This is a genomic window from Micromonospora sp. Llam0 (genome assembly GCF_003751085.1).
Lineage (GTDB): Bacteria > Actinomycetota > Actinomycetes > Mycobacteriales > Micromonosporaceae > Micromonospora_E.
In genome coordinates this window covers 142,609-158,581 of record NZ_RJJY01000001.1, presented here as the reverse complement: position 1 = coordinate 158,581, position 15,973 = coordinate 142,609, and the positions used below count along the sequence as shown (strand labels likewise).

Annotated in this window: 9 protein-coding genes; 5 read left to right on the top strand and 4 right to left on the bottom strand. The window is 69.4% G+C overall.

Annotated elements, in window-relative coordinates; translation table 11 throughout:
- Positions 1 to 138 precede the first annotated feature (138 nt).
- Positions 139 to 3,693 (top strand): ThuA domain-containing protein, encoded by a 3,555-nt coding sequence (locus EDC02_RS00740; protein WP_123600259.1) that lies wholly within the window; start codon positions 139 to 141, stop codon positions 3,691 to 3,693.
- Positions 3,694 to 3,815: 122 nt separating this feature from the next.
- Here EDC02_RS00740 and EDC02_RS00735 read toward each other — a convergent pair whose 3' ends face one another.
- The 3 genes from EDC02_RS00735 to EDC02_RS00725 all read right to left on the bottom strand — a co-directional run bounded on the left by EDC02_RS00735 (position 3,816) and on the right by EDC02_RS00725 (position 7,286).
- Positions 3,816 to 5,204 (bottom strand): RICIN domain-containing protein, encoded by a 1,389-nt coding sequence (locus EDC02_RS00735; protein ID WP_123600258.1) that lies wholly within the window; start codon positions 5,202 to 5,204, stop codon positions 3,816 to 3,818.
- A 500-nt stretch (positions 5,205 to 5,704) separates the two neighbouring features.
- A complete protein-coding gene (locus EDC02_RS42245; RefSeq protein ID WP_255499734.1) occupies positions 5,705 to 6,154 on the bottom strand; it encodes a carboxypeptidase-like regulatory domain-containing protein in 450 nt (149 codons plus the stop codon).
- A 154-nt stretch (positions 6,155 to 6,308) separates the two neighbouring features.
- Positions 6,309 to 7,286, bottom strand: coding sequence for a serine protease (locus EDC02_RS00725; RefSeq protein WP_123600256.1), 978 nt, complete (start codon positions 7,284 to 7,286; stop codon positions 6,309 to 6,311).
- A 249-nt stretch (positions 7,287 to 7,535) separates the two neighbouring features.
- Between EDC02_RS00725 and EDC02_RS00720 the strand changes: the two genes are divergently transcribed.
- Positions 7,536 to 7,913, top strand: a complete 378-nt coding sequence (locus EDC02_RS00720; protein WP_123600255.1) for a hypothetical protein — start codon at positions 7,536 to 7,538, stop codon at positions 7,911 to 7,913.
- Positions 7,913 to 11,542 carry an AAA domain-containing protein gene (locus EDC02_RS00715; RefSeq protein WP_123600254.1) on the top strand — a complete coding sequence of 1,210 codons (3,630 nt, stop codon included), beginning with the start codon at positions 7,913 to 7,915 and terminating at the stop codon, positions 11,540 to 11,542. Before EDC02_RS00720 ends, EDC02_RS00715 begins: the two co-directional genes overlap by 1 nt.
- A gap of 22 nt (positions 11,543 to 11,564) precedes the next feature.
- Here EDC02_RS00715 and EDC02_RS00710 read toward each other — a convergent pair whose 3' ends face one another.
- Positions 11,565 to 12,404 (bottom strand): phytanoyl-CoA dioxygenase family protein, encoded by an 840-nt coding sequence (locus EDC02_RS00710; protein ID WP_123600253.1) that lies wholly within the window; start codon positions 12,402 to 12,404, stop codon positions 11,565 to 11,567.
- A 109-nt stretch (positions 12,405 to 12,513) separates the two neighbouring features.
- Between EDC02_RS00710 and EDC02_RS00705 the strand changes: the two genes are divergently transcribed.
- Together EDC02_RS00705 and valS are read left to right on the top strand one after the other, a co-directional pair.
- Entirely contained in the window at positions 12,514 to 13,365 is an 852-nt protein-coding gene (locus EDC02_RS00705; protein ID WP_233605671.1) for a TrmH family RNA methyltransferase, read from the top strand.
- Positions 13,366 to 13,376: 11 nt separating this feature from the next.
- Positions 13,377 to 15,932, top strand: a complete 2,556-nt coding sequence (valS, locus tag EDC02_RS00700; RefSeq protein ID WP_123600251.1) for a valine--tRNA ligase — start codon at positions 13,377 to 13,379, stop codon at positions 15,930 to 15,932.
- Positions 15,933 to 15,973 lie beyond the last annotated feature (41 nt).

The window sequence follows — 15,973 nt, the reverse complement described above, 5'->3', positions numbered from 1 at the left end:
TGCCGGAGTGACGGGCGGCACGACGCCGCCGACCGGACCCTCGCGCCTTCGCACCTTCAGGAACCGTCCGACGTGTGGTGGGAGGTGGCCGGCCCCCGGTCGCACCCCACTGTTGCCCGCCCCCAACGAGGAGACGGCATGCGTCGCAACACACCCATCATCGGATTGATCGCCGGCCTGATACTGGCGGTCGCGCTCGTGAACCCGGCGTCGGCGGCCCCGACCTTCCGCGCCCTGCTGTTCAGCAAGACCGTCGGGTACCGACACGACTCGATCCCCGCCGGGATCGCCATGTTCCAGCAGCAGGCGGCGGCCAACAACTTCGAACTGGTGCACAGTGAGGACTCGAACGTCTTCACCCCGGCCAACCTGGCGACCTTCGACGTCCTCATCATGTTCCAGACCTCCGGCATGATCTGGACCTCGGCCGCCCAACGCCAGGCCGTCGAGGGGTACCTCGCCAGCGGCAAGGGCATCGCCGCCGTGCACAACGCCACCGACATGAACATCGAGGGCGAGTATCCGTGGTGGGACCAGACCGTCAACGGCGGCGTACACATGACGGAACACTCCCCCGGGGTGCTGCCGGGCACCGCCGTCGTCGCCGACAAGCAGCACCCGTCAACGACCAGCCTGCCGGACCGCTGGAACCGCAGCGAGGAGTGGTACAACTTCAACGCCAACCCGCGGGGCGCCGTACACGTCCTGGTGACCGCCGACGAACGGACATACAACCCTGGCTCCCAGGCGATGGGGCCGGACCACCCGATCTCCTGGTGTCGTAGCGTCGGAGGCGGTCGGGTCTGGGCCACCGCCATGGGACACGCCATTGAGTCCTACAGCGAGACCCTCTTCCGTGATCACGTACTCGGCGGCGTGAAGTGGGCCGCCGGCAACGAGCCCGGCGACTGCGGCGGCACCGTCTGGAACAACTTCGAAAAACGCACCCTGGACAGCAACACCGTCGACCCGATGGCACTGGCGGTCGCGCCCGACGGTCGCGTGCTCTACGTCCAACGCGGCGGCCAGGTGAAGATCTTCAAGCCGAGCACGAACAGTACGGTCACCGCCGGCACCCTCAGCGTCTACACCGGCGGTGAGGACGGCCTGACGGGAATCGCACTGGACCCGGACTTCGCCAGCAACGGGTACGTCTACCTGTACCATTCGCCGGCGAGCAGCTCCACGGACATCAACCGGGTGTCCCGGTACACCCTGACCGGCGACACGTTGAACATGTCCAGCCAGGTCACCATCATCGACATCCCGGCGTACCGGGACCGGACGTTCGCCGAACCCGGCCACACCGGCGGGTACATCAGCTTCGGCCCGGACGACAACCTCTACATCGGCACCGGCGACGATGTCGCGCCGAACCTCGACCCCAACTGGCAGGGCTACGCCCCACTCGACTGGCGGCCGGGCCGGCACATGCTCGACGCCGCCCGAACCGCCGGCAACACCAACGACCTGCGCGGAAAGTTGCTGCGCATCCGACCGTCGGCCGGCGGCGGCTACAGCATTCCGGCGGGCAACCTCTACCCCCAGGGGACGGCGTCCACCCGACCGGAAATCTACGCGATGGGCTTCCGCAACCCCTTCCGCTTCTCGATCGACCCGGCCAACGGCTGGGTGTACCTGGCCGACTACGGACCCGACCGCAACCCACCCACCACCAACCGCGGTCCCGAGGGTCTGGTCGAACTGAATGTGATCAAGTCGCCCGGCAACTACGGGTGGCCGTTCTGCCACGGCGACAACCAGCCCTACGCGCCGTACAACCCGGACACCGGCGCCGTCGGCGCGAAGTTCAACTGCGACGCACCGGTCAACAACTCGCCCAACAACACCGGCCTGACCAACCTCCGTCCGGTCGTCGCACCCAACATGTGGTACGGCTACGGCACCTCGCCGACCTTCCCGGAGCTCGGCGCCGGTGGCTCCGGGCCAATGGGCGGGCCGGTCTACCGGTACGACGCCGCGAACCCGTCCGACACGAAGTTCCCGCCCTACTACGACGGCGTGCACTTCTTCTACGAGTGGTCACGCAGCTACGTCAAGGAGGTGCACTTCGACTCCGCGACAGCGGTGACCCGTACCAACCCGTTCCTGCCCGGCGCGGAGTTCAACAAGCCGATGGACCTGGAGTTCGGCCCGGACGGCTCGCTCTACCTGCTGGAGTGGGGCAGCAACTTCGGTGGCGGCAACAGCGACTCCGGCCTCTACCGCATCGACTACATCCAGGGCGGGAGGTCACCGATCGCCAAGGCAACCGGCAACCCCACCAACGGCTACGCCCCGCTGACGGTCCAGCTCAGCAGCGCCGGATCGGCCGACCCCGACCCCGGCGACACGATCAGCTACCAGTGGACCTTCGGCGATGGCGGCTCGTCTACGGCGGCCAACCCGTCGCACGTCTACACCAGCAACGGCAACTACACCGCACAGCTGACGGTCACCGACAACACCGGCCGGACCGCCTTCGCCAACGTGAACATCACCGTCGGCAACAGCGCACCGGTGGTCACCATCACCGCCCCGGCCAACGGCGGCATGCTGACCTTCGGCGACCAGGTCGCGTACACGGTCGACGTGTCCGACCCGGGCGGCGCACCGGTCGACTGCGACGACGTGTTGGTCAATCCGGCGCTCGGTCACGACGACCACGAACACGACACCACGGACTACCCGGGTTGCTCCGGAACGATCCCCACCGAGCTGCTGGGAGGGCATCCCGACGGAGCCAACCTGTTCTACGCGCTCAACGCCCGGTACACCGACGACGGCGGCGACGGAGGGGCCGCACCGCTCACCGGCTACGCGAAGGTGATCCTCCAGCCTAAGAACAAGCAGGCCGAGTACTACAGCAGCCAGTCCGGCACCCGGGTCATCGATCAGGCCGGGGCGGAGAGCGGCAAGCGCATCGGGGACATCTCCAACAACGACTGGGTGGCGTTCACCCCGATGAGCCTGTCCGGTATCACCGACGTCAGGTACCGGCTGTCGTCACCGTCCGGCGGCGGCTCGATCGAACTGCGGGCCGGCTCGCCGACCGGCACACTGCTGGCCACCACACCGGTACCGGGCACCGGCGGCTGGGACAACTACCAGTCCACGTCCCCGGTGAACGTCACCGCGCTCGCCGGCACCCACACCCTCTACATGGTGTTCAAGGGAAGCTCGAACAACTGGTTCGACCTTGATTCGTTCACCTTCGACGGGGCCGGGGTCGGCCAGCCGGACGATCCGCCGGGTGACGGGGTCGCCGGCCGGACATGGACCATCGCCGCGCAGCACAGCAACAAGTTGATGGACGTCAACGGCGTCTCCACCGCCGACGGCGCTCAGATCCACCAATGGGCGGCGACCGGCGGAGACAACCAAAAGTGGCAGGCCGTGGACGCCGGTGACGGTGCGGTCTACCTCAAGGCCGTCCACAGCGGCAAGTGTGCGGAGGTCATCGGCGGCTCCACCAGCGCGGGTGCCTTCCTCCAGCAGGCGACCTGCACCAACAGCAGCCAGCAGCGGTTCACCGCGACCCCGACCGGCACCACCGGGGTCTACACGGTGCGCAGCGTGCCGAGCGGGCTGTGCGTGGACGTCAACGGCGCCGCCACCGCCGACGGCGCACGCCTCATCCAGTGGAACTGCCACCAGGGCCTCAACCAGCAGTGGCGGTTCAGCCCGGCCTGACGCACCGCGGCCGCCGTAGTAGTGCGTGAGGCGGTCACCTACCGGACACCGAACAGCCGCCACTTCCAGGTACCTGGAAGTGGCGGCTGCCGTCCGGCTTCAGCGGCGAGCCGGGATCGGGGTCAGGAGAACTGTGCGAAGAAGCGCCAGATCTCGCCCTTGGTCCAGGTCGTCACGCCGCTCTCGGCGTACGTCCCGTCCACCGGGCCCGGCATGTGCCCGTTGTCGAACGCCGCCCACTGCACCGGATACCCGGCCCGGCATCCCGAGTACGCCGTGGTGATGTGGGTACGGCTGCCGGCACCCGGCTCCGGCGGGTTCTGGAAGGTACATCCGTTGTTGCGGACGAAGGTGTCACGTAGCGAACGGCCCTGGCCGATACTGAGGACGTTGTCCGAGATGCCGTGCAGCCCGAAGTACGCGATCGGCTGGCTACCGCCGCTGCACCCGCTGATCTGCGCCCCGGAAATGACCGCGACGGCCCGGAAGACATCGGCCCGCGCGCAGGCCAGGGCGTAGCTCATGCCGCCGCCCCAGCTGAAGCCGAGCGCGAAGCGCTGTCGCGGGTTGACACAGAGGCCACTCTCGATCCGCCTGATCATGTCGTCGACGAACCTGACGTCCTCACCGCCGTTGTTCGCCCAGCCGTTGCCGAATCCCTGGGGTGCGACCAGGATCGCGCTGTTGTTCGACTGTTCCTGCTGGCCGTAGTAGGACCAGGCGGCCCCGCTGGTGCCGCCGGACGAGATGTCCTGCATGGTGCCGCCGCGCCAGTGGAACGCAAAGATCAGCCGGTACGGGTTGTTGCTGTTGTAGTTGGCCGGCACCCGCAGGATGAACTGGCGGTTCTGGCCGTTGCTCTGGATCGTGTGGGTGCCGCTGGACAGCGTCGGGGCCGTGCCGCACCCGCTGTCGCCCGGTGGCGGCGGGTCACCGCCGCCGTCGACGCGGACCAGCTGCCACTGCTGGTTGGCGCCGCCCCAGTCGTCGTACTGGACGATGTTGCCGCCGTCGGCGGTCGAGGCGCCCTGGACTTCGAGGGCCTTGTTGCTGTGTCGGCTGATCAGTCGGACGTGACCGCCGTCGGAGTCGGCGAGGCGCCACTGCTGGTTGGTGCCGTTGTGGTCGGTCCACTGCACGATGGCCGCGCCGTTGGCGGTGGACCACTCGTAGACGTCGAGAACCTTGCCGGACAGGCGGGACTTGAGCCGGTAGTAGCCGCCGCCGGAGTCGACGAACTGCCACTGCTGCTGGTTGCCGTCGTTGCGGGTCCACTGGCTGATCCGGGCCCCGTCGTCGGTGGCCAACCCGTACACGTCCAATGCCTTGCCGCTGTTGCGGTTGACCAGCACGTACCACGCGCTGGTGTCCACCGTGGCCGCGGCGGCGGGCGCCGCGTTCACGGTAATGAGCGTGCCCGCCGTCATGACCACGGCGGCTGCTGCGGCCACCACCGACCGCCAACCACGTCTCGGCGGAGCATCCGGACGCGCTGCACTGACAGACTTCATGATCCACTCCTTTGATCGGATCACCCACGAGCGGACGGATGCGCGTGGGCGTTCAAGGAATGTGCCGGCGCCCAGTGGTGGTGACGTCAGCACGTGGGATGTCGCACGGAAAGAGCCCGTGCGCGGTGCGGCGCGCTGAGCCCACGATCGAAGCAGGCCCCCGCAGACCGCGGCGGTGCGTCATCAGGCTCCCGGCAGCCACCCGACCCGCTACCTCAGAAGTTAACGCTCACGACGTCATACGTCAAACGACCGACGTCGATAGTCTCGGCTCTCTCGCCAGGCCGCTCGGGACATTCGACCTGGGCGAGACGCATGTCCTTCTAGGACAAGGCTCGGATCGGTCGGGCACCGAACGGACAGCCGACCAGCCGGCTGGTCCACGATGTTGCCGATCACAGCGCCGCTTCCCGGGCGGGACGGGCTCACCACGGCACGGCACGTCGGGCGCCCACACGGCACGGCACGTCGGGCGCCCACACGGCGCCACCGGACGCCGCTCAGCCGAGGGTCATCGGCACCCGGCTGGTCTCGTCCGCCACCACAGTCACCCGCTGGGCCGCGGCGACGTCCTCGCCCGGAATCCGTACGGTGAACTCGTACTCCCCCGGTGGCAGATCGGTCCAGGTGTACTCGCCGCGTGCGTCGGTCATCCGGGCGATGTCCTCGGACAGTTCTGCGGGCATCGGCCAGTCGACCGTACGGACCTCCACCGGGATCACCGGGAGCGGTTCACCGGCCGGACTTCGCACCTCGATGATCGCCGTACCGCGGCCGGCGGCCGAACCCGGCGATGCCGAGGGCCCCTCCGGCGATCGCTGGTCCGAAACAGGGGCGTCCGGGCTGGTCGGCGCCGATGGTCCGGGCGAACTCGATGATTCAGTCGCGCAGCCCGCCACCAGCAAGCTGACGAACAGCACCGGCAGAAGCGCACGTCGTACTGACTTCATGGCCAGTCCTCGTTTCATGGCCAGTCCTCGAATCGCGTCATTGTTCGATCACACAGAGTATCAGGACTCTAGGTGAAGTGCTGCCCGTCGCGCTGCGCCGACCCCGCCCGGCGACCGGGTTGTGCGGTCACCGGACGGGGCCGTCGACTTCGTACTACAGGTCGCGCCAGTATATGAAGTTGTTGAACACGGGCTCGGTGATCCGCGGTCCGCTGTTGTGGTTGTTGTTCGGCGCCCCGCTGCCGTGCAGGCCGTGCGCGTGTACCGCCACGGCACAGGGGCCGCAGTCGGTCACGGAATACGTGTAGACGGGTCCACCGCTGTTACCGCCGACCGTGTCGTGAAGGTAGAACAGCTCGGTGGACTGGGTCACCCGGATCTGGTCGGAGCTGGCCCACTGGGTGCCGAAGGCCTTGTCCCCGCTGTAGCCCCGGTTGTAGGTCGAGGTGCCGTTCTGGCTGGCGGAGGTCCACATGAAACCAAAGGTTCCGGTGCTGTTGCCGACCGTGCAGTTGAGTTTCATGGCACCGTAGTCGTAGCCGTTGGTGAAGCTGTTCACCCATCCCGCGACCGAGTGCAGGCTGGCCACGCTGCACGAGCCGTACGGCGTGGAACTGCCGTCGCGTCCCGGCCAGACGGTGAACTCGTTGCGCGGGTACCACGCGGTGCCGTTACGGGGGTAGACGCAGTGTCCGGCGGTGATCAGTGTGTCGGCACCGATCATCCAACCGGTGCAGTGTCCCCGGGTGACCCCACCGGAGGTACGGGTGATCTGGACCGTGGAACTCGCCGGCCACCAGTCCGCCGGGGTCGTCTGGTACCGGTTGTCCGTACCGATGATGCTGCTGACGCCGATCTCGCCCGGCTCGGTCTCACCTTCGATCTGGGCGGCGGGCACCCGGTCCGTCCCGTCGGCACCGCGTCGCGCGGTCGGACGGGTGGCCTGGACCGTCGTCTCGTCGATCCGCTCGGCGAGGACCGCCGGGTTGATGGTCTCGCCGGTGTCGGAGACCGGGGTGACCATGTCGACAGTGCTGCTGGGTGCGGCCGCGGCGGGTGTCGCCGCGGCAGCCAATGTCAACGCCGCCGTGGCGACGAGGACACCGAGCGTCCGGTGTGCCTTCTTGTCCATGGAACCTCCCGATGATGAGGTGGGTGTCCGGTGGTCTCTGCTCGGACGTGCTCCCATAGATGAATCCTCATCGCCTTCTCCCGGCTGGCGAGGCTTCTGTCCATGAACTGCCAGTTGTTCGACGACTGTCGATGTGATCATCGAGCGGCACGCAGCGGTTCACGGTCGGCACGATCAGATAGCCGACAGACGCGCCCGGCCGCATCGACGATTCCGTAGCCTTCTCGTCGCGAAACAGGAGGAGGCTGCGTGTCGCAGGTACGTGTCGAGGTCACTTTCACACCACTGACCGGTGATGACGATTTCGTTCTCGACCAGCTCACCGAGGAGCTCGCGGACGATCTTCGTCAGGTCGGGGACGTACGGCGCGTTCCACTCGCCCCCGGTCCGGCGAGCAAAGGCGTCGCTGAGCTGGCACTGGCAGCCGTCACCGTACTGACCAGCGTCGACCCTTCCTACGTACAGTCGCTGGTCGATGTGACCGTGGCATTCCTGCAACGCCACACCGGCCGTCGCGTCCAGCTCCGCGTCGGCGACGTCGAGTTGACGATCGACCAGCCCACCCGGGGAGAAACCGCCGAACTGATCGAGACGGTACGGGCCGCGATCGAAGCCGGCCACCGCTGATGGGCCGGCACGCGCTGCTGCTCGGCACGGCCAGCTACCACGCCGACCGGCAACTCCCGCCGCTGCCCTCGGTACGCCAGGACGTCACCCAGCTCAAGACGCTGCTCGATGGCAGCGGCGGCTTCGACACCGTCGACGCTCGACTGGACCTACCGGTCGCACACCTACGCCAGGTCGTCGAGGACTTCTACGGCCGGTGCGGCAGAGACGACCTGGCCCTGCTGTACTACTCCGGGCACGGCGTGCTGCACGAGGACCGGGAGTCGCTGTTCCTCGCCGCCACGGATTCCCACGCCGGCCAGTTGCACGCCACCGCCTTCGACGTCGACGGCACCCTGCGGCATCTGCTGAACAGCACCAAGGCCAGTCAGAAGGTCGTCCTGCTCGACTGCTGCTTCTCCGGAGCCTTCACCGCACGGCACCGGTTCCGTGGCGGCGTACGTGAGGAGCCGCGCCGGGGCAAGCGCGAACGGGGCACCTTCATCCTGACCTCCAGCACCCACATGAAGGCATCGAAGGCGCAAGGAGCCGACCGGCCGTCGGTGTTCACCGAGGTGCTGCTCGACGGGCTGCGCGGCGCGGCCGACGGGTCCGCCGACGGCTGGGTCACCACCAACGACCTCTCCCGTTACGCGATGACCGAGATGGCCCGACGTCGGCAGCACTCACCGGTCGAGTCGAGCGAGGGGGTGACCGAACCCATCCGGCTGGTCGCCGCGCCGGACTCGACGGCCGCCCGGGCGCAAGCTGACGCCGGCCCGGCGACCCCCGCCGACGACGCCCCGTTCGACGCCGACCAGTGGCGCCGTCTGATCACCTACTACGTCAACTGCATGGAGCGCTCGGCCGTCCTACGGTCCTTCATCGATCCGCAGGCGGTCAGTACGTACACCCCGGCACCGGCGGGTGCCGAGGCCGTGTTCACGGCGACCTCGCCGGTCCGGTTGACCGGCCGGGCGTCCGCGTTGGCCGCCCGGGCCCGCGCCGACGGCAAGGAGTTGCAGTACGGCTATCCGGTCGTCGCGGTCCGACCCACCAGGCAGCAGCCCGTACGGCTGACGCCGCTGCTGATCTGTGACGTCACCGTCGGCACCAACGACGTCGTGCACGCCGCCTTCCCGCCACGGCCCGGCCCGGCACTGCTCGACCTGCTGCAGTTGTCCGACGTGGAGTCCGATGAGCTGCTGCAACGGGTCGGACAGGTCTTCGCCCCTGGCGACCCGGCGGCCCTCACCGCCACCGTCGACCTGCTGACGAAGACGTTCGGTCTGACTCCGGTGGCCGACCTCGACCCGATGGCGCTGGTCGGCGCACCGCGTCCCGGGCCACTCGACCGGGTACAGAACGCCGCGCTGCTCTACTCCGTCGACGCCTCGGCCTCACCACAGCAGCAGCTCGTCGCCGATCTGCAGAGCATGATCAAGAATCCGCGGCTCATCGACCGGACGGCGTTGGCAACCCTCGCGGCGGGCCCGGGCGAGGAGGCTCCGGTATCGATCACGACCGTCGCGCTGGCCCCGGCCAACGAGGCGCAGGAGGAGATCATCCGGGCCGCGATGTCGCAGCCGTTGACCGTCGCGCAGGGTCCTCCGGGAACCGGGAAGAGCCAACTGGTCACCGCGCTGCTGGCCACCGCCACCGCCGCCGGCCAGAGTGTGCTGATCGGCTCCACCAGCAACCAGGCGGTGGACGCGGTGATCGGCCGGGTCGGCGAACTGGTCGGCCCAGGGCTGGTGCTACGCACTGGAAACAAGGAGCACCGGCTGCAGGAGCCCAAGCACATCGCCGACCTGATCGCCGCGTACCCGCCGGCCGAGAGCCACCTGGCGCCCGACGATCGGACACCCCTGTACGAACTCCGCCTGATCTCCGACGAGATCAGCAGCCTCCGGCAGAGCCTGGACGATCAGCGGCTGCTCGAACGTGACCTGGCCGACCTCGCAGCCGAGCGCCGGCCGGGGCCGCGCCACGAACACCGGACCGGCCACGAACACCGGGCCGACCGCGACGCCGCAGCGGTCGGGCTGCCGGACGACGACGACGCGCTCGCGCAGCTGTACCGGCTCACCGACCGTGCCCTGACCAGCCGGTGGCTCGGCTGGTGGTACCGCTGGCGGCTACGTCGGCACGGCGCCGGCGACCCGGGTACCATCCGGGCCCTCGGTGAACGTACCGTCATCGAGCTGCGGTGGCGGGATTGCCGGCGACAGGCCGACGCGCTGCCCGATGCCGACACGTCGTGGCAGCGGTTGACCGAACTCATCGGCGTCGAGCGGCCCCGGCGCAGCATCGAACTGCTGCGCGCCCAGATCGCCCGTCGGGTGACGTCGGGGGCCCGGCTGCTGCAGAACCGGGCCGACGAGATGGCCAGAGCCCAGTCCGACAGCTGGGCCTACTTCCCGGAGCTGCTCCGGGTGCTGCCGGGCTGGGCCGTCACGGCGTTGTCCGTGCGACGGTTGCGGCGGGAACCGGCGATGTACGACCTCGTCGTGATCGACGAGGCCGCGCAGTGCACCGTACCGGCGATCCTGCCCATGCTGTACCGCGCCAAACGGGCACTGATCATCGGGGATCCCCGGCAGTTGCCGCCCGTCGTCGAGCTTTCCGACACCGACGATCGCACCGAGCAGGCCAAGGCCGGGCTCGGCGCCGGATGGTTGGACACCCGCCGGCTGCGCTACGCACGCCATTCGGCGTACGACGCGTTCGCCGCCGCAGCCGGCACGGCCTATCTGCTCGACGAGCACTACCGTTGCCACCCGGACATCGTCGACGCCCCCAACCGGGAGGTGTACCAGGGCCGGCTCACCGTGTTGACCGATCCGGCCCGGCTGACCGCTCCCGCCGAACCGGCCGTACGGTGGCGCGACGTGCCGGGCACGTTCAGCTACGGACCGACCGGGTCCGGGCGCAACGACGTCGAGATCGCGGCGGTGGTGACCGAAGTGGCCGAACTCCGCGCGGCCTACCCGGAGGCATCCATCGGAGTGGTCACACCACTCGCCGCGCAGCAGCGCGGCCTGAAATCCGCGCTGCAGGCCGCCGGCCTGACCGAGAATCTGCTCTGCGCGACCATCCACCGGTTCCAGGGCAGCGAACGCGACATCATGGTCGTCTCGCCGGTCGGTGCCCACGGCATCGGTGACCGCACCCGGGACTGGCTCGCCCACCAGACGAACCTGTGGAACGTCGCCATCACCCGGGCCCGATCCCAGCTCGTCGTCGTCGGCGACCGGTCGTGGTGGTCGGGTCAACGGGGCCTGCTCACCGCCGTGGCCCTTGGCCGCACGTCAACAGCGGAGCTGCCGGACGCCGCCCCGGGGCCCGCCGATCAGCTGCACCGTGCCCTGGGCGAGGCCGGGGTCGCCGTACGACGGGACGTCGCCCTGGCCGGGCAGACCGCCGACCTCGTCATCCGCCAAGCAGGTCGGGAGATCGCCGTCTACGTCGACGACCCGGCCGGCGATCCGTCCGGTCGCGCCCTGCGCAAGGTCCTTGCCCGCCTCGATGTCGCCGCCCACCACGGCACCGTCCGCCGGGTGCCCGCGTGGCGTTGCCTGGCCGAACCGGAGCAGGTGGCTACCGAGCTGTCCGAGCAGCTCCGTCAACTCAACCTAGCCGGCCGATGATCGAATCCGCACTCTGCCACGTTCAGGTACGCCCCGAACGGTCCACGGCCTTCGGCGTCCGAACGTCGGCATCGTCCCCATCCGGGCCGGAGATGTCTCGGCCGAGGCCCCGGCGGATCGCGGTCTCCACCGGTGAGTACGCGCCGTCGGCCCGCTCCAGTTCGTACGCCGCAGCCGGCATCAGCGGTGGCTGGGCCATGAAACGTGGCCGCACCCCATGGTGCGGCTGCGCCGCGTGCACCAGGAAGGGATGGCACAGGTAGACATCCCCCGGGGATCCGGTGGCGAGGGCGAGTGGCCGGTGGTCGGACGCCGCCACCAGATCGGGTGCAAGGGCCAGACCGCTCGCTCCGTCCTCCCCGTACCTCTCCAGCACCTTCGGCACGTCAAGGTGCGAGCCGACCCGGATCCGGGTCGGGGCGTCCTCCACGCCGACCTCGCTGAACAGGAACAGCATCAGCAGCGCCCGGCCCCGGGAGCGCACATTGGTGAAGTACCAGCTCTCGCCCTCGGGCAGGTAGCTTCCCTCGATGTGCCAGCCCGCGTCGTCCGGCTCACTGTCGTGCGGGAAGCGCAACGGGAACGCGCCAAGCGAGTAGCGCGGCTCCCAACGTCCTTCGCCGACGAGCAGGTCGTACGCGTGATGCAGGTCAGGCGAGTTGGGTGCGGCGGCGAACGGGCCCTGCGCCATGCCGGTCACCCAGTGCACGGGCTGCGTCCACGTCGCCGGATCGTCCGGTTCGCAGCCGGTCTCGCGCCACAGCAGCCGCGCGCAGTCCGCGGCCACGCGCGGCGCGACGGCGCCCGCCAACTTCACGAAACCATCGCGGAGAAAGCGGGACACCAGGGTCGTGTCGTCCATGCCCCCATCATGCGACGGCACCGGTCCCGACCACCCGACATGTACTGCACCGCTTCTGTCGGGAGCCACCGCCGACATCGGGCGTAGTTTCCGGCCCGTGGGTCTGCAGGTGAGTAGCCGCAATGCGCGGTTTCAACAGTGGGAAGCTCTGCTCGGCAACCGGAGCAAACGGCAGCGTCGCGGCGAGCTCCTCGTGCAGGGCGTACGCCCGATCACCATGGCCGTCGAACACGGCTGGCAGATCCGCGAGCTGCTGCACGACGACAGCTGCCGCCTGTCCGGCTGGGCACGCCGGACGCTGGACACGGTCCGGGCCGAGAAGATCGCCGTCTCCCGGGAGCTGATGCACGAACTCGGCGGCAAGGCGGACACTGTCCCCGAGTTGCTGGCCGTGGTCGCGCTCGCCGAGGACGACCTGCGCCGGATCCCGGTCGGACCAGCCATGTACGTCGTCGTGTTCGACCGGCCCACCAGCCCCGGCAACATCGGGACCCTGATTCGCTCCGCGGACGCGTTCGGCGCCTCCGGGGTCATCGTCACCGGCCACGCGGCCGACGTGTACGACCCGAAGGCGGTCCGGGCGAGCATCGGCGCGCTGTTCGCCCTGCCCGTGGTCCGGGTGCCCACCCACCAGACCGTTCTGTCCTGGGTCGCTGACATCCGCGCCGACGGCATCGACCTCGGCATCGTGGGAGCCGATGAGCACGGCGATCGGAACGCCGCCGACCACGACTTCACGCGACCCACGGTGACGGTGATCGGCAACGAGACCAGCGGCATCAGCGCCGGCTGGCGGACGGCCTGCGACCAACTCGTCCGGATTCCCATGGTCGGCTCCGCCAGCTCACTGAACGCGGCGAGCGCCGCGACTGTCGTGCTGTACGAATCGGCCCGGCAGCGAGCTGGGGACGCCCGTACCGCACCGTTGATCCTTTGCCGGGCGGACGGCGGCCACCCGTAGCATGAGCAGCTATGACTGACACCTCAGCGGGCTTCGCCGTGCCGTCGGCACCGTCGTTGAACGGGCTGGAAGACAAGTGGGCGCGTCGCTGGGAGGAGCAGGGCGTATACCGGTTCGACCGGTCCGCCGACCGGGGCGGGGTGTACTCCATCGACACGCCACCGCCCACGGTCAGCGGGTCGCTGCACGTCGGTCACGTCTTCTCGTACACGCACACCGACGTCATCGCCCGGTATCAGCGAATGCGGGGCAAAGCGGTGTTCTACCCGATGGGCTGGGACGACAACGGCCTGCCCACCGAGCGCCGGGTACAGAGCTTCTTCGGGGTGCGCTGCGACCCGTCCCTGCCGTACGACCCGGACTTCACCCCGCCCGAGCAGCCCGGCAAGTCGGAGATTCAGGTGTCCCGGCGCAACTTCATCGAGTTGTGCGAGCGGTTGACGGTCGCCGACGAGCAGGTGTTCGAGCAGCTGTGGCGGCGGTTGGGGCTGTCCGTCGACTGGCAGCTGACCTACCAGACCGTCGACGCCGACGCGCGGCGGGTGTCGCAGCGGGCGTTCCTGCGCAACGTCAGGCGCGGCGAGGCGTACCTGTCCGAGGCGCCGACGCTGTGGGACGTCACGTACCGGACCGCGGTCGCGCAGGCGGAGCTGGAGGACCGGGACCGACCCGGCGCGCAGCACCGGGTGGCGTTCCACCGGCCGGACGGCAGCCCGGTGCACATCATGACCACCCGACCGGAGCTGCTGCCGGCATGCGTGGCGCTGGTGGCGCATCCGGACGACGAACGGTACCGCGACCTGGTGGGCACCACCGTCCGTACCCCGCTGTTCGGGGTCGAGGTCCCGGTCACCGCGCACCGGCTCGCCGCGCCCGACAAGGGCACCGGCATCGCCATGATCTGCACCTTCGGCGACCTGACCGACGTGCTGTGGTGGCGCGAGCTGCAGCTGGCCACCCGGCCGGTCGTCGGCCGGGACGGCCGCGTCCTGGCCGACCCGCCACCCGGCCTGGACGACCCGCCGGGACGCGCGGCCTACGCCCAGCTGGTCGGGGCCACCATGCACACCGCCCGGGAACGGGTGGTGGCGCTGCTGCGCGCTGCCGGGAACCTGGTCGGCGAGCCGGAGAAGATCACCCATCCGGTGAAGTTCTACGAGCGCGGCGACAAGCCACTGGAGATCGTCACGACCCGGCAGTGGTACCTGCGCAACGGGGGCCGGGAGACCGACCTGCGGGACGCCCTGTTGGACCGGGGCCGGCAGCTGGCCTGGCAGCCGGAGTACATGCGGGCCCGCTACGACAGCTGGGTCGGCGGCCTGACCGGAGACTGGCTGGTCAGCCGGCAGCGGTTCTTCGGCGTGCCGATCCCGGTCTGGTACCCCCTCGACGAGCATGGCGAGCCGGTCCACGACCAGCCGATCCTGCCCGACGAGGCGACGCTGCCGGTCGACCCGAGCGTGGACACCCCGCCGGGCTACCAGGCCGCGCAGCGGGGAACCCCCGGCGGGTTCGTCGGCGACCCGGACGTCATGGACACCTGGGCGACGTCCTCGTTGACGCCGCAGATCGCCGGCAAGTGGGGCACCGACGACGACCTGTTCCAGCGGGTGTTCCCGATGGACCTGCGGCCCCAGGCGCACGAGATCATCCGGACCTGGTTGTTCTCCAGCGTCGTACGGTCGCATCTGGAGCATGACGGCCTGCCGTGGTCGCACGCGGCGATCTCCGGCTGGGTCCTGGACCCGGACCGCAAGAAGATGTCGAAATCCAAGGGCAACGTCGTCACTCCGTTGGCGCTGCTGGAGGAGTACGGATCCGACGCGGCTCGCTACTGGGCGGTCAACGGCCGGCCGGGCACCGACACCGCGTTCGACACCGGGCAGATGAAGGTCGGTCGCCGGCTGGCGATGAAGATCCTCAACGCCAGCCGGTTCGTGCTCGGCCTGGGTGCTCCGGTCGAATCGGCCACCGTCATCGAAGCGTTGGACCGGGCGATGCTGGCGGAGCTGGCCACCGTGGTCGACGACGCCACCGCCGCGCTGGACGGCTACGACTACGCGCGCGCCCTGGAGCGCATCGAGCAGTTCTTCTGGCGGTTCTGCGACGACTACCTGGAGCTGGCAAAGAGCCGGGGGTACGGCGAACGCGGCTCCGCCCCGGCCGAGTCCGCCCGCACCGCGCTGACCACCGCCCTGGCCACGCTGCTGCGACTGTTCGCGCCGTTCCTGCCCTTCGTCGCCGAGGAAGTGTGGTCCTGGTGGCGCACCGGAACGGTGCACCAGGCTGCCTGGCCGACGGGTGCGGAGCTGCGCGCTGCGGCCGATGGTGCCGACTCGACCGCGCTGACCGTCGCCAGCCAGGTCATCGCCGCGATCCGCAAGGCCAAGTCGGAGGCCAAGCTGTCCATGCGGGCGGACGTGTCCAAGGTCCTGGTCCGGGCCGAGCCGGCGATGCTGGCCGCGCTCGGCGGCGTCGTCGAGGATCTGCGTGCCGCCGGCCGGGTCGCGTCGCTCGACACGGAGGAAGCCGACGAGCCAGGCCTGAGCACCCAGGTGACGGTGTAGCTGAAGGGCTTTCGACGACCACCGGGCGCGCCAGGCACAAT